Here is an 18,762-nt window from a genome sequence, read left to right as displayed (position 1 = left end):
TGGCGGGATCGGGATCGGACGCGCAGAGGTCACCTCGCGCGTCCAACTGAAGATTCTAGAGCGCCCGCCGGGGCACGACCGGCCGATCCGAGGCCACCGCACGGTGTCCTGTGGTCGGCGTGCGCAGCGTCAGCCGCGCGGCCCTCGAGCGGGCCACGTAAATCGGCGATCATCGCGCTGCATGCCCTCATGGTCCCACATCGCTGCCTCGCGGGCGTGGGAGGTGCCGGGGCGGACCGCCCGGTCCGGCGGCGGGACGCGCGGTCGCACCGAGGGTCGAGCCGTCGGTCAGCGACGCTCGCCGAGACCGAACGACCGCACGACCTCGTAGAGCGGGCCCCCGCTGCGCCCCGCCCCCGGGGTCGACTCGACGAGGCAGAGCTCGGCCGCGGTGAACTGCGGCCCCTCGTAGACGGCCAGGGCGTGCGCGAGCTCGGCCGGCCCGGGTCCCGTGGGCCGGGGGTCCGTCTTCCGGCGGGACGTCCTGCGGGGCCCGGAGGCCCGCGCCACCGTCAGGTGTGCGCGCTGGCGTGGCCTGCGATCGAGCCGCAGCCCGACGTCGGATGCCGCCTCCGCGGACGCGGCGCTCAGCCGTCGCAGGGCCTGCGCGTCGCCGCCCACTCCCGCGAACAGGATGCGGTCCTCGAAGGTGCCGCCACCGCGCAGGTGCAACGACAAGGGTTCCGTGTCGCGTGCGACCTCGTCGAGGGCTCCGGCCAGGTCGTCCGCGGCACCCTCGGCGACCTCGCCGAAGAACGCGACCGTGAGGTGCATGAGGTCGCGCGGGGTCCAGCGCAGCGAGGGACGTCCGTCGTCGAGAGCGACCGCACCGAGAGCGGCGAGCGCGAGCCCCAGGTGGTCGAGGGCCTCGTCCGAGGGATACAGGGCAGCGAACAGTCGCGCCGACCTTCCCCTCACACGGCTCCGTCCGCGCCGTCGGCAGGGGCGGTGGCCGGGGCCGACACGCCTGCGCGACGGGGGCGGTGCGCCCGGCTCGACGCGTACAGGCACACCGTGGCGGCCGTCGCGAGGTTGAGCGACTCGGCCTGCCCGCGGATCGGGACGCTCACGACGGCGTCGGCGAGCTCACGATCCTCGGGTGGCAGGCCCCAGGCCTCGTTGCCGAAGACCCACGCGGTCGGCCGCGAGAGGTCGGGAGTCTCGCCAGGGGCGCTACCGGCGACGTCGAGCAGGTCGTCGAGGTCGTGGTCCCCGGCGCCGTCGGCGGCGAGGACCACCAGCCCGGCGGAGCGCAGCGCGTCGACCGTCTCGGCGAGGCTCACGCCCGTCACGACGGGGACGTGGAACAGCGAGCCCGCCGTGGAGCGCACGACCTTGGGGTTGTGCACGTCGACGCTCTCGCCCGCGAGGACGACCAGGTCGGCGCCGGCAGCATCAGCGGCACGGATCACCGTGCCCGCGTTGCCGGGGTCGCGGACGGTCGCGAGGACCGCGACGAGCCGCGGCGAGGCGGAGACCGCGTCGTCGAGCGTGAGGTCCTGGGTCCGGACGATCGCGAGGATGCCCTGGGCGTCGGAGCTCATGGCCTCGAACGCGTCGGGCGTCGTGAGGTGCACGTGCAGGCTCTCGGCGAGCGCGTCGTCGACGATCTCCGCGTAGCGGTCTGCGGCCGACGACGTCACGTACACGTCGCGGACGAGGCGCGCGCCGTGCCGGACGGCCTCACGCACCCCCTGCGGTCCCTCGACGAGGAACTGCTGGTGGCGCGAACGCGCCGAACGCCCGGACAGTGCCCGGACCGCCTTGACCCGGTCGCTCCGAGGGTTCGAGACCTCGGGAACGCGACGGAAGAACGGTACGGGGCGACCTGAGGACAGATCGTTCACTGTGCGGGCGTCCGGTGAGAAGAGTCGCTGCTCGATGATCAGGCAGCAGCCTTCGGGGCGTTCACGTCGGCAGGCAGAGCGTCCTTCGCAGCCTGGACGAGCGCGTTGAAGACCGTGACGTCGTTGACCGCGAGGTCAGCGAGGACGCGACGGTCGACCTCGATGCCAGCGGCCTTGAGGCCCTGGATGAGGCGGTTGTACGTCAGGCCCTGCGCGCGGGACGCAGCGTTGATGCGCTGGATCCACAGGCGACGGAAGTCGCCCTTGCGCGCCTTGCGGTCGCGGTAGGAGTAGACGAGGGAGTGGGTGACCTGCTCCTTCGCCTTCCGGTAGAGACGCGAACGCTGGCCGCGGTAACCCGCAGCGCGCTCGAGAGTTGTACGGCGCTTCTTCTGGGCGTTGACCGCCCGCTTCACGCGTGCCACGTGATGCTCCTTGCAGTTCGGGGCTCAGGTAGGGACTCAGCGGTGGTCAGCACCAGGGGCGCGACCACCAGGCAGATCACTTACCGAGCAGCTTCTTGATCTTCTTGACGTCAGCGGGGGCGACGACCTGGTCAGCAGACAGGCGACGCGTGCGGGTGCTCGACTTGTGCTCGAGCAGGTGGCGCTTGTTGGCCTGCTCGCGCATGACCTTGCCGCTGCCGGTGATGCGGAACCGCTTCTTGGCGCCGGAGTGCGTCTTGTTCTTCGGCATGGCTGCCGTTTCTCCTTTGTCTGGTCGAGATCCCGGGAGGGACCCGACGTGTTCGGGCCGTGGCCGGTGGGCCTGGCTCGGTGTCAGTTGGTCAGCTGGGCTTGCCGCCGGGCTTCGGCTTGGAGGCCGAGCTCGGCTTGGGCGCCGGGCGCGGGGCCGGAGGCTTCGGCATGGCAGCCGGCTTCGGCACCGCGACGGGCTTGGGCGCCGTCGCAGGCTTGGGCGTGGCGGCCGGGGCAGCGGCCTTGGGCGCTGCGGCCTTGGGCGCTGCTGCACGGGGGGCAGCCTTGGGTGCGGCCACCGGCGCGGCGGCAGGTGCGGGAGCCGGCTCAGGAGCGGCAGCAGCCTTGGCCGCGGCAGCGGCCTCGGCCGACGCGACGAGCTCGGCGGCCTCGGCGACCTGCACCTCGAAGGGTACGTCGTCGCCGTCCGCGGGCTCCTCGGAGACCTCGACCGGAGCGGGCTTGGCGGCCGACTTCGTCGGGCGGGGCTCGGCCTCCTGAGCACGCTTGCGCTGCTCGCTCTTGGCCTCGGCCTTCTTCTTGACCGGGCCGAGCACCATGACCATGTTGCGCCCGTCCTGCTTGGGCATGCTCTCGATGAAACCGAGCTCGGCGACGTCGTCGGCGAGGCGCTGCAGGAGGCGGACACCCATCTCCGGGCGCGACTGCTCACGGCCGCGGAACATGATCATGACCTTGACCTTGTCGCCCGCAGCGAGGAAGCGCTCGACGTGGCCCTTCTTGGTGCCGTAGTCGTGCGGGTCGATCTTCAGACGGAAACGGATCTCCTTGAGGACCGTGTTCGCCTGGTTCCGGCGAGCCTCACGGGCCTTCATGTCCGACTCGTACTTGAACTTGCCGTAGTCCATGAGCTTGCACACCGGCGGGCGTGCGTCGGGGGCGACCTCCACCAGGTCGAGGTCAGCGTCCTGGGCAAGGCTCAGGGCGACCTCAATGCGGACGACGCCGACCTGCTCCCCACCTGGGCCGACGAGTCGGACCTCGGGGACACGGATCCGATCGTTGATGCGAGGCTCGCTGATGTGATGCTCCTAGGAAGTCGTCGGTAGACCACCAGGAACGGGAAAGGCCCCCGTCCCAGAGCGCAGGAGGAGGCCATCGATCGGGTCGTCGCGGGTGCGACGAACACACCGTCGCGCCACCGTGAAGAACGGCGACGCTCCGGACCGAGACCCGGCCTCTGTCGTGACGATCGTCAGCAGTTGAAGCTCAGGTGGGATGGAATCCACTTTGCGCACCCGTACTCGACTCTTCGAAGCACCAGCTGGAGCCTCGACGAGAACGTACGGGTCGGTCAGCCACCAAGACTAGCACGCATGTCCGGGGACTCCACGCCGCCCCGCTCGACCCCGCGCCGCCCACCGGCGGACGTGGCGAAGCACCCCGCCGGGCCGCCTCGTCCACCGACACGCCACGCACTGGACATCCTCCATCAATGGAACTCTTCCAGAAAATGGGGGTAGAGTGGCGGCGTGCCCACCGACAAGACGATCCGCCCCGCGGACCACGAGACCGAGCTCCGCGACAGCGGGCTCCGGGTGACCGCTGCCCGTCTCGCGGTCCTCGACGTGGTCACCCGGCAGCAGCACGCCGACGCGGACGACGTCCTGCGGGCGACGCGCGAGGTGCTCGGGTCGGTGTCCGTCCAGGCCGTCTACGACGTCCTGAACGCGCTCACCGAGCACGGCCTCCTGCGGCGCATCGAACCTGCGGGCCACCCGGCCCGCTACGAGCGGCGCCTGGGCGACAACCACCACCACGTGGTGTGCCGCTCGTGCGGGGCCGTCGCGGACATCGACTGCGCCGTCGGTCATGCACCGTGCCTCACCCCGAGCGGGAAGAACGGCTTCACGATCGACACCGCCGAGGTCACGTACTGGGGCCTGTGTCCGGACTGCGCCGACTGACCACCCGCCGGCACCGCCACGCGGCCCCCTGACCGGCCCCGTACCTGCGGGGCACAGCCACGACCCCTCACCGCTCCCCCGGAGCACCTGTCCCTACCGCCCCCTACCCACGCACAGGTCCTGGGCCCATGACGGCCTCACCTGAAGGAGAAGACGATGACGAACACCCCCTTCACCACGACCCAGACGGGCACCCCCGTCCCGAGCGACGCCCACTCGCTGACCGCGGGCGCTGACGGCGCGACGGCGCTGCACGACCGCTACCTGGTCGAGAAGCTCGCGCAGTTCAACCGCGAGCGCATCCCGGAGCGCATCGTGCACGCCAAGGGCGGTGGCGCGTTCGGCGAGTTCGTCGTCACGGAGGACGTCTCGGCGTACACCCGCGCGGCAGTCTTCCAGCCGGGCGCGCGCACCGAGACGCTGCAGCGCTTCTCGAGCGTCGCGGGCGAGCAGGGCTCCCCCGACACCTGGCGCGACGTGCGCGGGTTCTCGGTGAAGTTCTACACGACCGAGGGCAACTACGACATCGTCGGCAACAACACCCCGGTCTTCTTCATCCGCGACGGCATCAAGTTCCCCGACTTCATCCACTCGCAGAAGCGCCTGCCGGGCTCGGGCCTGCGCGACGCCGACATGCAGTGGGACTTCTGGACCCTGTCCCCCGAGTCGGCGCACCAGGTCACGTACCTCATGGGCGACCGCGGCCTGCCGCGCTCGTGGCGCGAGATGCCGGGCTTCGGCTCGCACACCTACCAGTGGATCAACGCCGCCGGCGAGCGCTTCTGGGTCAAGTACCACTTCACCTCGAACCAGGGCAACGTCGAGATGGAGGGCTCGGAGGCCGAGCTCATCGCAGGCGCCGACGCGGACTACTACCGCCGCGACCTGTACGAGGCGATCGAGGCCGGCAACTTCCCCTCCTGGGACGTGCACGTCCAGGTCATGCCGTACGAGGACGCCAAGACGTACCGCTTCAACCCGTTCGACCTGACGAAGGTCTGGCCGCACGCGGACTACCCGCTCATCAAGGTCGGGACGCACACGCTCAACCGCAACCCGCAGAACTTCTTCGCGGAGATCGAGCAGGCGGCGTTCTCCCCCGCGAACACGGTCCCGGGCATCGACATCAGCCCCGACAAGATGCTCATGGCCCGCGTGTTCTCCTACCCGGACGCGCAGCGCTACCGCGTGGGCACCAACTACAACCAGATCCCGGTCAACGCGCCGCACGCCGCGCCGGTGCACAACTACTCGCAGGACGGTGCCCAGCGTCACGGGTTCAACGCGCCCACGACGCCGGTCTACGCCCCCAACAGCCTGGGCGGCCCCGTGGCCGACGAGGCGCGTGCGGGCGTCGGGTCCTGGGAGTCGGACGGTGAGCTGACGCGTTCCGCGGCGACGCTGCACGCGCAGGACGACGACTTCGGCCAGGCCGGCACGCTCTACCGCGAGGTCTTCGACGACGCGGCCAAGGCGCGCTTCCTCGAGACCATCACGAACGCCGTCGGCGGGGTGCAGAGCATCGCGATCCGCGAGCGCGCGATCCAGTACTGGACCAACGTGGACGCAGCCCTGGGCGCTGCTCTGCGCAGCGCTCTCGAGGTCGCCCCGCTCGCGGCGGACGAGCCCGGCGTCACGTCGGAGCCCGCGCACTCCTGACGCCGCGCCGCTGCCCGGCGCTCCGTCGTCGGGCAGGGCGCGCGTCACGCCCGGAGGCCGGGTCCGCTCCCCGCGGGCCCGGCCTCCGGGCTCTTCGCCGCCTCCGCGCGGCTGCCGGGCGAGGCGGAGCCGGACTCGGTCGCTTGGCACACTATTTGGACTGAGCGAGGTGCCCGACGGCGCCGCGCACCTCTGCCGTCCACCGCGCCCCGCGGTCGGGCCCGCTCGGGCACCCCGGACGGGTCCCGAGCGCTCGTTCCCTCTGGAAGGATGAGCACATGACTACCGAGAACGACCCCATCGCCCAGGACGCCACCCGGGACATCGCCGACGTCGCAGCCGTCGAGGTCATCACCTCCGCCGCCGTCCACCTCATGAGCGCCGCCGCCGTCAAGTGCGGCCTCGCCGAGGACGCCGCCGAGAAGGAGCACCTGGACCTCGACGAGGCGCGCAAGCTCATCAACGCCCTCGCCGCGCTCGTGACGGCCGCGGCCCCCGACATCGGCAACCAGCACGCCCGGTCGCTCCGCGACGGCCTGCGCTCGCTCCAGCTCGCGTTCCGCGAGGCCTCGGTCTACCCCGACGCCCTGGGCGAGGGCCCCGGCGAGAAGTACACGGGCGCGGTCAGTTGAGCACCCCGCCGGGCGGGCAGCCGACGCCTCCCCCGCCGTCCAGCGCGCACGGGGGCGACGGCGTCGTGCCCCCGCCCGGTGGGACCCCTGGTCCGCCGCCCGCTCCCCCGGCGTTCGTCCCGGGCAGCTCGACCCCGCTCCCGGGGGCCGCCCCGCAGACCCAGGCCTACCTGTCCGCCGCGGACCGGACGGGACCGGAGACCGGACCCGCGCGTGGCCGGTCGGGGCGCGGGAAGACCGTCGCGATCCTCGTGCTCTCCGCAGCGCTCGTCGTCGCGCTGGGGCTCGCGGCGTACCTCCTGGTCACGACGCTGAGCTGGCAGGACCGCAGCGCGCAGTGGGAGAAGGAGTCCCGCGAGCTCGGTCGCCAGGTCGCCCAGCTCGACGCCGACCTCGACGGCGCGAACGCCGAGCTCGAGTCCGCGCGCTCCCAGCTCACGACGGCCCAGGAGCGCATCACCGCGCTCGCGAACGAGAAGGCCCAGCTCGGCGACGAGAACGTGGCCTCGCAGCAGTACCTCGACTACCAGGCCCGCATCTCCGAGGCCGCCGGCACCGTCGCCGCGGCCCTCGGCCAGTGCACCACCGCCCAGGACGAGCTCATCGGCTACCTCAACAACCGCGACGCCTACAACCCCGACGACCTCGCGCGCTTCGCGACCCAGGTCGACGACCTGTGCAACGCCGCGACGGCCGCCAACACCGAGCTCCAGAAGGAGCTCGAGAAGTGAGTCGGGCACGGCGCTCCGGTCCCCGGTCGCCCGCCCGCCCGGTGACCGCCGCCGTCACCGCGACGCTCCTCGCGGCCCTGGCCGCGGGGTGCGGGGTCCTGCCCGGGCTCCCCGAGCCCATGCCCACCTCGGTCGTGCCCAGCGTGGCGCCCCAGGCCGATCCCGTCGGCTCGGAGAACCTCTCCCCGGACGGCTTCGACGCGGTCAAGCGCATGGCGGTCCGCATCCGCAACGTCGGGTGCTCGTCGCTCTCGACGGGCTCGGGCTTCGCGCTCGACGACCGCACGCTCATCACCAACAAGCACGTGGTCGAGGGGTCGAAGTCCCTCCAGGTCCTGACCTACGACGGCCGCGACATCCAGGTCGAGACAGCGAGCGCGGCGGGGCTCGCGGACCTCGCGATCGTGCGCACGAGCGACGACCTCCCCTCGGCCCCGACGCTCGCGGCCGCCGACCCGGCCCAGGGCGACACCGTGACGGTCGTCGGCTACCCCGAGGGCGGCCAGCTCACGGTCACGCAGGGCAAGGTCGTGGGCACCGCCACGGACCCCCTGCACGAGAACCTGGGCCAGGTGCTCGTGACCGACGCGCAGGTCGAACCCGGCAGCTCGGGGTCGGCCGCGCTCAACGAGGCCGGCGAGGTGATCGGCGTGGTCTACGCGAAGTCGACCGACGCGTCGCTCCTCGTGCCCGTCTCGACGCTGCGCGCGATGCTCGACGACTCGTCAGCCTTCGCGACCCTGCCGCCCTGCTCGTAGGCTGCCAAGCATGAGCAGCGACAGCAGCAAGGACGCGACGGGCCGACCGGACCCCTCCTTCATCACACGCGCCGCGAGCGACGCCTTCTCGGTGCGCAAGGTCTTCGGCGAGGCCTACGAGCGCGACGGGACCCTGGTGATTCCCGTCGCCAAGGTGTGGGGCGGCAGCGGGACGGGCTACGGGTACGGCGTCGGCGCGCTCGACGGGTCGACGGCCTCCTCGGCGGACGACACCGGGCAGGGCGAGGGTCCGGGCGAGGGAGCCGGGGGCGGCGGGGGTTTCGGCGTGCACGTGCGTCCCGTCGGCGTCTACGCCGTGGGCCCCGACGGCACCCGGTGGCACCCCGCTCTCGACCTCAACCGGGTCATCCTGGGAGGCCAGGTCGTGGCCATGGTGGTCGCGCTCGTGGGCGGCTGGGTCCTGGGGCGCCGTCGCCGCTGAACCCCTGCGTTCGCCTACCGCGCAGCGCGAGCCGGGTGGCGTCGTCGGGCATCCTCCGGGCACCGCACGGTCCCCGCCAGGCGCCCGACGACGTCGCGTCCGCAGGTCAGTCGGCGCGCCCGATGCGCAGCTCGAGCGAGTCGACCCGCTCCGAGACCACGTCGCTGCCCGCGAGGGCCGCGTTGACCTGCGCCAGCACCGCGTCCAGGCCGCGCCGGTCGAGCCCCGAGTCGATCGAGAGCACGACCGCGACCTCGGCGCTCCGACCGGTCTCGGCGCGGACCGCCGCGACGTGCTCGATCCCCGAGACCGCGCCCGCGATCTCCGCAGAGACGTCTGCCGCGACCACGCCGTCCGCGACCGCGGGCGCCCACTGCTTGCCCTGCGCGAGCGCCCACACCGCAGGGCGCGGGACCAGGACCGTGACCGGTCCTGAGGGGTCGAGGACCAGGAGCGACCAGTCCTCGCTCACGGCGGACAGGGCGGCGCGCGGGGCGTCGACCGGGACCGGGCGCGCGTCGGGACGCCAGGCGGCCATGCTCGCGACGCTCGAGAACACCGGGAGCGCACGGCGTCCGTCGGGCGCCTCGAGCGCGACGACGCCCGCCGAGGCCTCCTTGTCGACCTTCTGCCCGTGCTCCCCGACGCCCGACTTCTCGAGCTCGGCCAGGATGGGGATCAGCAGTCGCGTGCGGCCGAGCTGCGCGACGACCTCCGTGAGGCTCGCCGTCCCCGCCGAGAAGTCCGCGAGGACGCTCGTGAGCGCCGGGTCGGCCGAGCCGTCGTCGTCCGCGAAGCCCGAGGACGGAGGCAGCGCCTTGCCCGTCCCCTCGCCCGCCGGGCCCTTCGAGAACGGCGACGCGCCGTGCGCGTGCCCCGCGTGCGGATCACCGATGACCGGAGGAGCCGAGGCGGCCGAAGGGTCGGAACCGGCGGAGCGGTCGGAGAAGGGCGAGGTCACGGACGGCCTGCCACGTCGAGGGCCTGGGGCAGCGTGAAGGCGCCCGCGTACAGGGCCTTGCCGACGATGGCCCCCTCGACGCCCTCGCCCACGAGCGCGCGCAGCGCCTCGAGGTCCGCGAGGCTCGAGATGCCGCCCGACGCGACGACCGGGGCGTCGGTGCGCGAGGCGACCTCGCGCAGCAGGTCGATGTTGGGGCCGCGCAGCGTCCCGTCCTTGGTCACGTCGGTCACGACGTAGCGCGAGCAGCCTGCCGCGTCGAGGCGCTCGAGGACCTCCCACAGGTCCCCGCCCTCCTGCGTCCAGCCGCGGGCCGCGAGGGTCGTGCCACGCACGTCGAGCCCGACCGCGATCGCGTCGCCGTGCTCGGCGATGACCTTGGCCGTCCACTCGGGGTTCTCGAGGGCCGCGGTGCCGAGGTTGACCCGCGAGCAGCCCGTCGCGAGCGCACGGGCCAGGGACTCGTCGTCCCGGATGCCACCGGAGAGCTCGACCTTGACGTCGAGGCGCGCGACGACGTCGGCCAGGAGCTCGGCGTTGGAGCCGCGACCGAAGGCCGCGTCGAGGTCGACGAGGTGCACCCACTCGGCGCCGCCGGCCTGCCAGTCGAGGGCCGCCGACAGCGGGTCGCCGTACGAGGTCTCCGAGCCCGCCTCCCCCTGGACGAGGCGCACCGCCTGCCCGGCGGCGACGTCGACGGCGGGCAGCAGGACGAGACGATCGGTCATGAGGTGGTCCTTCCGAGGATTCACGAGGGGGTGGGCGCGAGCGCGGGGCGCAGGCGCCGGGTGACACGATGAACGGTCGAGCGAGGGGCGGGGCCTGAGCCCCTCCCGGACGGGTATCAGAGCGAACGGACCCAGTTCTCCAGGAGCCGGGCACCGGCGTCGCCGGACTTCTCCGGGTGGAACTGCGTCGCGGAGAGCGGACCGTTCTCGACGGCCGCGACGAACCGGCCGCCGTGGTCGGACCACGTGACGAGCGGGGCGCGGAACGCCGCACCCACGGGCTCGTCGACGCCCAGCGAGAAGTGGCGCGCCGCGTAGGAGTGCACGAAGTAGAACCGCTCGTCGGCGATCCCGTCGAACAGCACCGAGCCCTCGGGCACCTCGACGGTGTCCCAGCCCATGTGCGGGACGACGGGCGCCTCGAGGCGGTCGACGATGCCGGGCCACTCGCCGAGCCCCTCGGTGAGGGTGCCGTGCTCGTCGCCCTCGTCGAACATGACCTGCATGCCGACGCAGATCCCGAGCACGGGACGACCGCCCGCGAGGCGGCGCTCGACGATCTGGTCGCCGCGCACGGCCTTGAGCCCCGCCATGACCGCGGCGAACGCGCCGACGCCGGGCACGACCAGGCCCTCTGCCTCCGACGCGCGCGCCCGGTCCGCGGTCAGCTCGACGCGCGCGCCGACCCGCTCGAGCGCGCGGACCGCGGAGCGGACGTTGCCGAAGCCGTAGTCGAGGACGACGACCGAGGGGCCCTCGCTCACTTCTTGCGCGCCTTGCGGGCGGAGGCGGTGAGCAGACGCATGGCCTTCCAGCGTGAGATGCCCGAGCTGGGGACGACGCCCGGGAGGTCCGTGACGGTCGCGTGCCCCGTCACGAGGTCCTCGAGCTCCTCGGGGGCGCCGCCGAGCACGAGGCCGGGGGCGAGGGTGTCGCCCTCGACCCCGTCCTCCCAGCGGGTCGCCGTGAGCTGCTCGCCACGACGCGTGAGGAGGATCAGGGGCACGCCCTTGACGAGCGTCGAGATCGCGGCCGCCGCCCGCTGCGGGGCGTCGCCCGACAGGTCGCGCAGGACGGCGAGCGCACCGATGCCGGTGGGCACGGCGTCGACCTCGATCTGCGCGATGGAGCACGCCGCCGCGAGCGGCTCGGCGCCCGCGATCTGCGTCACGAGGACAGCGACGTCGGGGTCGGCGGACGGGGTGAGCAGGCTCGAGATGTCGTCCGGGATCTCCAGGTCCAGCTCGGGCTCGTCGGCGGGGTTCTGCGGGGTGGTCATGTCGTCCGTCTCGGTCGTCCGCGGGTCGCGGGGGTGATCGCCGTGCTCAGGCCCGTCGGGCTGAGCGGGGGTGGTCGGCTCGGAGGTCACAGGGCGCCCTTGGTCGACGGGATGCCGTCGACCCGGGCGTCGGGCGCCACGGCGAACCGCAGCGCGCGGGCGAGCGCCTTGAACTGCGCCTCCACGATGTGGTGGGGGTCGCGGCCCGAGAGCACGCGCACGTGGATGCAGATGGCCGCGTGGTGCGCGATCGACTCGAGCACGTGGCGGGTGAGCGACCCCGTGAAGTGGCCACCGATCAGGTGGTACTCCTGCCCCGCGGGCTCACCCTCGTGCACGAGGTACGGGCGACCCGACACGTCCACGACCGCGAGCGCGAGCGCCTCGTCGAGCGGGACCATGGCGTCGCCGAACCGTGAGATCCCGGCCTTGTCGCCCAGCGCGATCCGCAGCGCCTCGCCGATCGTGATCGCGACGTCCTCGACCGTGTGGTGCGCGTCGATGTGCGTGTCACCCGTGGCCTTGACCGTGAGGTCGATGAGCGAGTGCTTGCCGAGGGCCGTCAGCATGTGGTCGTAGAACGGGACGGTCGTCGAGATGTCCGTCTTCCCGGTCCCGTCGAGGTCCAGCTCGACGAGCACGCTCGACTCCGACGTCGCCCGCTCGATGCGCGCGGTGCGCTTCACAGTCCTGCCACCTCCACCAGGGCGTCCTTGAACGCCGTCATCTCCTGCGGCGTGCCGATCGACACCCGCAGCCATCCGTCCGGTCCAGTCTCCCGGATGAGGACGCCTCGATCCAACAGGCCCTGCCAGATCGCGTGGCGGTCCGGGAACGTGCCGAACAGGACGAAGTTCGCGTCGGAGTCGGCGACCTGCAAGGGCTCGCCGTCCAGGACGGCCGGACGCTGCGCGCGCAGCCAGGCGACGGTGGCGTCGCGCTCGGCCCGCAGGTCGTCGACCTGGGCCAGGAGGGACGCCGAGTGCTTGAGCGCCGCGCGGGCGACGGCCTGCGTCACGGCCGACAGGTGGTACGGCAGGCGGACCACGCGCAGCGCGTCCACGAGCGGGCGCGCCGCAGCGAGGTAGCCCACACGGGCCCCGGCCAGCGCGAACGCCTTGGACATGGTGCGGGTGACCGCGAGGTTCGGGTAGCGCTCGAGGAGCTCGAGGGCCGAGGGGACCCCGGCGCGACGGAACTCGCCGTACGCCTCGTCGACCACGACGACCGCGGACGTGCCCGGCTCGGCGCCGCGCGGCGTGACCGCGAGCGCCGCCTCGCACACGGCCTCGACGACCTCGCGCGACAGGGCCGTGCCCGTCGGGTTGTTGGGGCTCGCCAGGAGGATCACGGACGGCGCGTGCTCGGCGATCGCCGCACGAGCGGCGTCGGCGTCGAGCGTGAAGTCCTCCTCGCGGCGGCCGGTGACCCAGGCCGTGGAGGTGTCGCGCGCGTACTCGGGGTACATCGAGTAGGTGGGCGCGAAGGACAGCGCGGTGCGCCCCGGGCCGCCGAAGGCCTGGAGCAGGTGCAGCATGATCTCGTTCGACCCGTTGGCCGCCCACACCTGCTCGGGGGCCACGCGCACGCCCGACTCCCCCGCGAGGTAGTCCGCGAGGTCCTGGCGCAGTCCCAGGAAGTCGCGGTCCGGGTAGCGGTTGAGGGTCGCGGCGGCAGCGGCGACGTCGGCGGCGATGGTCGCGACGACCTCGGCCGAGGGCGCGTAGGGGTTCTCGTTGACGTTGAGCAGGACGGGGACGTCGAGCTGCGGCGCCCCGTACGGCTCGATCCCCGCGTGCTCGGTCCGCACCGGCAGGTGCACCTCGGACGCGGCGTGCGCGCGGGGCTGCGAGAGGGAGGCACCCGCCTGGGGTGCGCCGTCCGGGGACTCGAGGAGTGGAGTGGTCACCAGGACAGTCTACGAAGCCGTTCGTGCGGGAGCGGTGGACGTCCGGCAGGCGGTCGGTGAGCCTGCGTGCGACGCGCGTCCCGCTGGCCGTCCGTCGCCCGTCGCCCGTGCGTCAGGTCGTGACGACGTCCGTCCCGCTGACCGTGACGGCGAGCCGTGGGAGCGGCGAGGGCGCCGGGCCGGCGAGCACGTCGCCCGTGCTCAGGTCGAAGCGGGACCCGTGGCACGGGCAGTCGAGCTCGCCGTCGCCCGGCGCGACCGTGCAGCCCTGGTGCGTGCAGATCGCACTGAAGGCCTCGAACGTCCCCTCCTCGGGCTGGGTCACGAGGTAGGGCGCGCCGTCGACCTGGACGGACACCGCGCCGCCCACGGGCACGTCGCCCGTGGCGGTGACCACGGTGCCCGACGGCGCCGCGGCAGTCCCGCTCGTCCCCCCGCCCTCGCCCGTGGTCCCGGTGGCACTGCTCCCGCCACCGCCGCCCGAGCAGGCAGCGAGGACCAACGCCCCCGCGCCCGTACCTGCGGACACGAGGAGCGAGCGTCGGGTGAGGAGGTCGTGCGAGTGCGCAGGCTCCTGCACGGGCGCCACCGCCTGTCCGTGGGGCATCGGCTGCGCCGAGGTCACCTGCGTGGTCGAGGTCCTCATGGTCACCCTCCGCCGTGCGTCGCGGGTCGATCGGTCCTTCAATTGAAGCATCGGGTCCCGTGCCGCGCGCGAGCGCGGAGCGGCCCGCCCGGGGCGCGCATCCTGCGCGCGCCGGAGCGCTCAGCGCACCTGCACCAGAGCACTCGGAGCACCCCATGGACGCGTCCGGCCCACCTCCCACCGACGGCTCGACGCCCGGGCGCTCACCGGCGTCGGGCACGCCTCCCACGCCCCCGCCGCTCCCGCGCGGCGCGTGGCTGCTGCGCGGCGTGACGGCCGCGGGGCTGCTGCTGTCGGCCGACGTCCACCTGTTCCTGTACGTCCAGGGCTACCAGGACATCGAGGTCGTCGGGCCGCTGTTCCTGCTCAACGCGGTCGCCGGGTTCGCGCTCGGGCTCGCGGTCCTGGTGTGGCGCCACTGGTTGCCGCTGCTGGGGGCGATCGGGTTCTCCGTCGCGACGCTGGGCGCGTTCTACCTGTCGACGACCGTCGGCTTCTTCAGCGTGAACGAGACGGTCGGCGGGGTCCAGCAGGTCACGGCCGCGGTGGCCGAGTGGGTCGCGCTCGTCGGTGCGCTGCTGGCGCTCGTGGTCGAACGTCGCCGGGCGTCGGGGCGGTCGCGGAGGGGCCCCTGAACTGCACGAACATCGCTTGTGATGATCTTCACAAGCCTCCGGTCCGTGCTCACCGGCACTCACCGCGCACCCGCCGACCCGCTCGGATACGGTCGAGGAGCCGGACATCATGGGACGCGCAGCGCGTCCCGTCGCGCCTGACGCGCCAGTCGACGGCTCGACCCCCCGGTGTCCGCTCCTGGAGGAGAGCCATGAGCACCATGAAGGCAGCCGTCGTCCACACGTTCGCCGCACCCCTGACGATCGACGACGTCGAGGTCCCCACCCCCGGACCCCTCGAAGCGCTCGTCAAGGTCGACTACACCGGCGTGTGTCACACCGACCTGCACGCCGCCCACGGCGACTGGCCGGTCAAGCCGTCCCCGCCGTTCGTCCCCGGCCACGAGGGCGTCGGCACGGTCGTGGCCGTCGGCGACCAGGTCACACGTGTGAAGGTCGGCGACAAGGTCGGCAACGCCTGGCTCTGGAGCGCGTGCGGCGAGTGCGAGTACTGCGAGACCGGCTGGGAGACCCTCTGCCCGAACCAGAAGAACGGCGGCTACTCGGTCGACGGCTCGTTCGGTCAGTACATGCTCGTGGACTCCCGCTACGCCCCGATCATCCCCGACGGCGTCGACGACTCCGCAGTGGGCCCCATCCTGTGCGCGGGCGTCACGGTCTACAAGGGCCTCAAGCAGACCGACACCCAGCCCGGCGAGTGGGTCCTGGTCTCCGGCATCGGCGGCCTGGGCCACATCGCCGTCCAGTACGCGGTCGCGATGGGCCGCCGCGTCGCCGCGGTCGACGTCGACGACGACAAGCTCGCCCTGGCCCGCAAGCACGGCGCCGAGGTCACGGTCAACGCCGCCACGTCGGCCGACGCCGCGGCCGAGATCCAGGAGAAGACCGGGGGCGGCGTGCACGGGGCGCTCGTGACGGCTGTCAACGCGCACGCGTTCCCCCAGGCCGTCGGAGCGCTGCGCCGCGGCGGCACCGTGTCCCTCGTGGGGCTGCCCCCGGAGAAGTTCCCGCTCGACATCTTCACGACCGTGCTGTTCGGTCTCACGGTCCGCGGCTCGATCGTCGGGACCCGCAAGGACATGGCCGAGGCCCTGGACTTCTTCGCCCGCGGCAAGGTCACCCCGACCTACACCGTCCGGCCGCTGAGCGACGTCAACGACATCTTCAGCGAGATGGAGCAGGGCAAGATCGACGGGCGCGTCGTCATGGACATGCGCTCCTGAGCACCCGGTGAGCGGCTCGTGCCCGCCCCTGGGCGGGCGACGGCGCCGACCACACGGGCCCGGTGCGTCCGACGGACTCCCGTCGGACGCACCGGGCCCGACCTGTGCACGACCGCGCGCTGTCCCACCCAGCGCCTACGATCGCTGGGTGACCTCGTTCCCCCGTGACCCGCACGACCCGTACGCCGACCTCCCGCCCGACTTCGCGTCGGAGCCACCCGCCGACCTCTACGACGAGCCCCCGGTCCCCGACGACGCGGGACCCGCGGTGCGTCGCGCCGCCGCCCCCGGCGGGGCACCGGCCCCGGCGCCTGCCCAGGCCGACACGGCGACCGACACCCCGGCCGACGCTGCCTCGGCCGCCGACGCCGCGCGGCTCGCCAAGGTCGCCATGCTGCGCGGGCTCCTCGAGGGCAAGGACCTGCGCGAGGAGGCCGAGGCCGCGCTCCGCAAGCTCGTGGGCCGCGACGACGCCGCGCTGCGCGACGACCAGTGGCTCGCGATCGAGGCCCTGGTCGCGTTCCGCCGTCGGGCGCTCGTGGTCCAGCGCACCGGCTGGGGAAAGTCCGCGGTCTACTTCGTCGCGACCTCGCTGCTGCGCTCGCGCGGCGCGGGTCCCACGGTCATCGTCTCGCCGCTGCTCGCCCTGATGCGCGACCAGATCTCGGCCGCGGCCCGCGCCGGGATCCGTGCCGTGACCATCAACTCCTCGAACATGACCGAGTGGGACGAGGTGCACGCCGCGATCGCCGCGGGCGAGGTCGACGTGCTGCTCTGCTCGCCCGAGCGGCTCAACAACCCCGGCTTCCGCGACGAGGTGCTCCCCCGGCTCGCGGCCGACGCGGGCCTCGTCGTGATCGACGAGGCGCACTGCATCTCCGACTGGGGCCACGACTTCCGGCCCGACTACCGCCGCATCCGCACCCTGCTCGCGGACCTGCCCCCGGGCATCCCCGTGCTGGCGACGACCGCGACCGCGAACGAGCGCGTGACCGCCGACGTCGCGGAGCAGCTCGGGGTCACGGGGGCGTCGGTCGGGGCGGGAGCCCCGGGCGCCGTCGCCGGTGCGCCCGGAGCCCCGCGCGAGGACGTGCTCGTGCTGCGCGGCGGCCTCGACCGCGAGTCGCTGCACCTGGCCGTGCTGAACCTGCCCGACCAGCCGAGCCGCATCGCGTGGCTCGCCGAGACGCTCCAGGACGTCGACGGCTCGGGGATCGTCTACTGCCTGACGGTCTCGGCCGCCGAGCAGGTCGCGAGCCAGCTCCGCGCGACGGGGCTGGCCGTGGCCGCGTACACGGGCCAGACGGACACGACCGAGCGCGAGCAGCTCGAGGCCGACCTCAAGGAGAACCGGGTCAAGGCGCTCATCGCGACCTCGGCGCTCGGCATGGGCTTCGACAAGCCGGACCTCGCGTTCGTCGTGCACCTCGGGGCACCCTCGTCGCCCATCGCGTACTACCAGCAGGTCGGTCGTGCGGGGCGTGGCGTCGACAGCGCGGTCGTCGTGCTCCTGCCCGGCGAGGAGGACCGGCGCATCTGGGAGTACTTCGGCTCGCTCGCCTTCCCCGCCGAGCGACAGGTCCGCGAGACGCTCGCGGCCCTCGAGGCCGGGGGCGGCACGCAGTCGGTCGCGGCCCTCGAGACGCAGGTCGACCTCAAGCGCTCACGCCTCGAGACCATGCTCAAGGTGCTCGACGTCGACGGCGCGGTGCGCCGGGTCAAGGGCGGCTGGGTCTCGACCGGGCAGCCGTGGGTCTACGACGCCGACCGGTACGCGCGCGTCGAGCAGACCCGGCTCGCCGAGCAGCGGTCCATGATCGACTACGAGGCCACGACCGGCTGCCGCATGGCCTTCCTGCGCGCGACGCTCGACGACCCCGAGCTCGAGCCCGGCTGGCGGTGCGGACGGTGCGACCGGTGCGGCGGCGTCGACCTGCCCGCGGCCCCCGACGCCGAGGCCGTGTCCGCCGCGCGTGCAGACATGGACCGCCCGGGAGTCGAGGTCGTCGCGCGCCGCCAGTGGCCCACAGGCCTCGACCGGCTGGGGCTCGACCTCAAGGGCCGGCTGTCGCCCGAGGAGCTCGCGTCCCCGGGACGCGCCATCGCGCGCCTCGACGGGCTGGGCTGGTCGGGTCCGCTGCGTGAGCTCTTCGCGCCCGGCGTACCCGACGGCGAGACCCCCGTCGCGCTGCGCCGTGCGGCCGCGCGCGTGCTCGACGAGTGGGACGCGCTCTACGCCGCACCCAGCGGCGACGGCCTCGATGCCGCCGGGGCGGCCGACGCCGCGTCGGCGGCGGACGGGGCGAGCGACGAGCCGGCTCCCGCGCGCCGGCTCCTGCTCGACGGCGTCGTGTCGGTCCGGTCGGCCACGCGACCTCACCTCGTCCAGCACCTCGCGGGCGGGCTCGCGCGCTACCTCGACCGCCCGCTCGTCGGGTCTGTCGGTCCCGTGCCGGGCCGCGAGCAGCCCGGGCGCCACGACGTGAACTCGGCCATGCGCCTGGCGGGGGTCGTCGAACGCCTCCGGCTCGAGCTGTCCGGGCCCGCGCTGGCCGGTCTCGCGGGACGCCGGATCCTCCTGGTCGACGACTACACCGACTCGGGCTGGACCCTCACGGTCGCCGCCCGCCTGCTGCGCCAGGCAGGCGCTGCGGCGGTCTACCCGTTCGTGCTCGGGGTGCGATAG

General features: G+C 73.3%; 21 protein-coding genes. 9 read left to right on the top strand and 12 right to left on the bottom strand.

The window, feature by feature from the left end; genetic code table 11:
* Positions 1-288: 288 nt before the first annotated feature.
* The 5 genes from thpR to infC all read right to left on the bottom strand — a co-directional run bounded on the left by thpR (position 289) and on the right by infC (position 3,561).
* Complete coding sequence (gene thpR, locus JOD48_RS08910; RefSeq protein WP_204808619.1) at positions 289-918, bottom strand: RNA 2',3'-cyclic phosphodiesterase; 630 nt, start codon at positions 916-918, stop codon at positions 289-291.
* Entirely contained in the window at positions 915-1,847 is a 933-nt protein-coding gene (locus tag JOD48_RS08905) for a TrmH family RNA methyltransferase (RefSeq protein WP_307824061.1), read from the bottom strand. Before JOD48_RS08905 ends, thpR begins: the two co-directional genes overlap by 4 nt.
* Positions 1,848-1,885: 38 nt before the next feature.
* Positions 1,886-2,272: a 50S ribosomal protein L20 gene (gene rplT / locus JOD48_RS08900; RefSeq protein WP_030150471.1), complete on the bottom strand. Its 387-nt coding sequence runs from the start codon at positions 2,270-2,272 to the stop codon at positions 1,886-1,888.
* 76 nt (positions 2,273-2,348) lie between these two features.
* The gene (gene rpmI, locus JOD48_RS08895) at positions 2,349-2,543 is read right to left on the bottom strand and encodes a 50S ribosomal protein L35 (RefSeq protein ID WP_030150472.1); all 195 of its coding nucleotides are present in this window, start codon (positions 2,541-2,543) and stop codon (positions 2,349-2,351) included.
* Between the two features lie 91 nt (positions 2,544-2,634).
* Positions 2,635-3,561: a translation initiation factor IF-3 gene (gene infC / locus JOD48_RS08890; protein WP_307824291.1), complete on the bottom strand. Its 927-nt coding sequence runs from the start codon at positions 3,559-3,561 to the stop codon at positions 2,635-2,637.
* A gap of 477 nt (positions 3,562-4,038) precedes the next feature.
* On the opposite strand from infC, the gene JOD48_RS08885 reads away from it, so the two are divergent.
* From JOD48_RS08885 to JOD48_RS08860, 6 genes are all read left to right on the top strand, one after another.
* Positions 4,039-4,473 carry a Fur family transcriptional regulator gene (locus tag JOD48_RS08885; protein ID WP_307824060.1) on the top strand — a complete coding sequence of 145 codons (435 nt, stop codon included), beginning with the start codon at positions 4,039-4,041 and terminating at the stop codon, positions 4,471-4,473.
* A gap of 156 nt (positions 4,474-4,629) precedes the next feature.
* Positions 4,630-6,132: a catalase gene (locus JOD48_RS08880; RefSeq protein ID WP_191790689.1), complete on the top strand. Its 1,503-nt coding sequence runs from the start codon at positions 4,630-4,632 to the stop codon at positions 6,130-6,132.
* A 278-nt stretch (positions 6,133-6,410) separates the two neighbouring features.
* On the top strand, positions 6,411-6,764 hold the full coding sequence (locus JOD48_RS08875) for a DUF1844 domain-containing protein (RefSeq protein WP_204808617.1): 354 nt from the start codon (positions 6,411-6,413) through the stop codon (positions 6,762-6,764).
* Positions 6,761-7,495, top strand: a complete 735-nt coding sequence (locus JOD48_RS08870) for an efflux RND transporter periplasmic adaptor subunit (protein WP_239527368.1) — start codon at positions 6,761-6,763, stop codon at positions 7,493-7,495. The genes JOD48_RS08875 and JOD48_RS08870 overlap by 4 nt, the downstream gene beginning before the upstream one ends.
* On the top strand, positions 7,492-8,253 hold the full coding sequence (locus JOD48_RS08865; protein ID WP_307824059.1) for a S1C family serine protease: 762 nt from the start codon (positions 7,492-7,494) through the stop codon (positions 8,251-8,253). The genes JOD48_RS08870 and JOD48_RS08865 overlap by 4 nt, the downstream gene beginning before the upstream one ends.
* Positions 8,254-8,263: 10 nt before the next feature.
* Positions 8,264-8,695 (top strand): spore germination protein GerW family protein, encoded by a 432-nt coding sequence (locus JOD48_RS08860; protein ID WP_191790687.1) that lies wholly within the window; start codon positions 8,264-8,266, stop codon positions 8,693-8,695.
* A 106-nt stretch (positions 8,696-8,801) separates the two neighbouring features.
* On the opposite strand, the gene JOD48_RS08855 is transcribed toward JOD48_RS08860, so the two are convergent.
* The 7 genes from JOD48_RS08855 to JOD48_RS08825 all read right to left on the bottom strand — a co-directional run bounded on the left by JOD48_RS08855 (position 8,802) and on the right by JOD48_RS08825 (position 14,218).
* Entirely contained in the window at positions 8,802-9,656 is an 855-nt protein-coding gene (locus JOD48_RS08855; protein ID WP_307824058.1) for an SseB family protein, read from the bottom strand.
* Complete coding sequence (gene priA / locus JOD48_RS08850; protein WP_191790686.1) at positions 9,653-10,384, bottom strand: bifunctional 1-(5-phosphoribosyl)-5-((5-phosphoribosylamino)methylideneamino)imidazole-4-carboxamide isomerase/phosphoribosylanthranilate isomerase PriA; 732 nt, start codon at positions 10,382-10,384, stop codon at positions 9,653-9,655. The genes JOD48_RS08855 and priA overlap by 4 nt, the downstream gene beginning before the upstream one ends.
* 116 nt (positions 10,385-10,500) lie before the next feature.
* Positions 10,501-11,148: an imidazole glycerol phosphate synthase subunit HisH gene (gene hisH / locus JOD48_RS08845; protein WP_191790685.1), complete on the bottom strand. Its 648-nt coding sequence runs from the start codon at positions 11,146-11,148 to the stop codon at positions 10,501-10,503.
* The gene (locus JOD48_RS08840) at positions 11,145-11,663 is read right to left on the bottom strand and encodes a hypothetical protein (protein WP_191790684.1); all 519 of its coding nucleotides are present in this window, start codon (positions 11,661-11,663) and stop codon (positions 11,145-11,147) included. The genes hisH and JOD48_RS08840 overlap by 4 nt, the downstream gene beginning before the upstream one ends.
* Positions 11,664-11,749: 86 nt before the next feature.
* On the bottom strand, positions 11,750-12,349 hold the full coding sequence (hisB, locus tag JOD48_RS08835) for an imidazoleglycerol-phosphate dehydratase HisB (protein ID WP_191790683.1): 600 nt from the start codon (positions 12,347-12,349) through the stop codon (positions 11,750-11,752).
* Positions 12,346-13,485 carry a histidinol-phosphate transaminase gene (locus JOD48_RS08830; protein ID WP_191790744.1) on the bottom strand — a complete coding sequence of 380 codons (1,140 nt, stop codon included), beginning with the start codon at positions 13,483-13,485 and terminating at the stop codon, positions 12,346-12,348. Before JOD48_RS08830 ends, hisB begins: the two co-directional genes overlap by 4 nt.
* A gap of 199 nt (positions 13,486-13,684) precedes the next feature.
* The gene (locus JOD48_RS08825; RefSeq protein WP_225227005.1) at positions 13,685-14,218 is read right to left on the bottom strand and encodes a Rieske (2Fe-2S) protein; all 534 of its coding nucleotides are present in this window, start codon (positions 14,216-14,218) and stop codon (positions 13,685-13,687) included.
* A 155-nt stretch (positions 14,219-14,373) separates the two neighbouring features.
* On the opposite strand from JOD48_RS08825, the gene JOD48_RS08820 reads away from it, so the two are divergent.
* The 3 genes from JOD48_RS08820 to JOD48_RS08810 all read left to right on the top strand — a co-directional run bounded on the left by JOD48_RS08820 (position 14,374) and on the right by JOD48_RS08810 (position 18,762).
* Entirely contained in the window at positions 14,374-14,853 is a 480-nt protein-coding gene (locus JOD48_RS08820; RefSeq protein ID WP_204808615.1) for a hypothetical protein, read from the top strand.
* 191 nt (positions 14,854-15,044) lie between these two features.
* Positions 15,045-16,076, top strand: a complete 1,032-nt coding sequence (gene adhP / locus JOD48_RS08815) for an alcohol dehydrogenase AdhP (protein ID WP_191790682.1) — start codon at positions 15,045-15,047, stop codon at positions 16,074-16,076.
* 391 nt (positions 16,077-16,467) lie between these two features.
* Positions 16,468-18,762, top strand: coding sequence for a DEAD/DEAH box helicase (locus JOD48_RS08810; protein WP_204810488.1), 2,295 nt, complete (start codon positions 16,468-16,470; stop codon positions 18,760-18,762).

It is taken from the genome of Oerskovia paurometabola (assembly GCF_016907365.1).
GTDB lineage: Bacteria > Actinomycetota > Actinomycetes > Actinomycetales > Cellulomonadaceae > Oerskovia > Oerskovia paurometabola.
The sequence above is the reverse complement of the archived record's forward strand: the minus strand, read 5'-3'. Positions and strand labels throughout refer to the sequence as shown.

Bases quoted from the DNA above. Each gene is read 5' to 3' on its own strand.
- rpmI (WP_030150472.1), bottom strand. From the start codon at position 2,543: ATGCCGAAGAACAAGACGCACTCCGGCGCCAAGAAGCGGTTCCGCATC.
- JOD48_RS08880 (WP_191790689.1), top strand. From the start codon at position 4,630: ATGACGAACACCCCCTTCACCACGACCCAGACGGGCACCCCCGTCCCG.
- JOD48_RS08875 (WP_204808617.1), top strand. From the start codon at position 6,411: ATGACTACCGAGAACGACCCCATCGCCCAGGACGCCACCCGGGACATC.
- JOD48_RS08860 (WP_191790687.1), top strand. From the start codon at position 8,264: ATGAGCAGCGACAGCAGCAAGGACGCGACGGGCCGACCGGACCCCTCC.
- priA (WP_191790686.1), bottom strand. From the start codon at position 10,384: ATGACCGATCGTCTCGTCCTGCTGCCCGCCGTCGACGTCGCCGCCGGG.
- JOD48_RS08840 (WP_191790684.1), bottom strand. From the start codon at position 11,663: ATGACCACCCCGCAGAACCCCGCCGACGAGCCCGAGCTGGACCTGGAG.
- JOD48_RS08825 (WP_225227005.1), bottom strand. From the start codon at position 14,218: ATGAGGACCTCGACCACGCAGGTGACCTCGGCGCAGCCGATGCCCCAC.
- JOD48_RS08820 (WP_204808615.1), top strand. From the start codon at position 14,374: ATGGACGCGTCCGGCCCACCTCCCACCGACGGCTCGACGCCCGGGCGC.
- adhP (WP_191790682.1), top strand. From the start codon at position 15,045: ATGAGCACCATGAAGGCAGCCGTCGTCCACACGTTCGCCGCACCCCTG.
- JOD48_RS08810 (WP_204810488.1), top strand. From the start codon at position 16,468: ATGCTGCGCGGGCTCCTCGAGGGCAAGGACCTGCGCGAGGAGGCCGAG.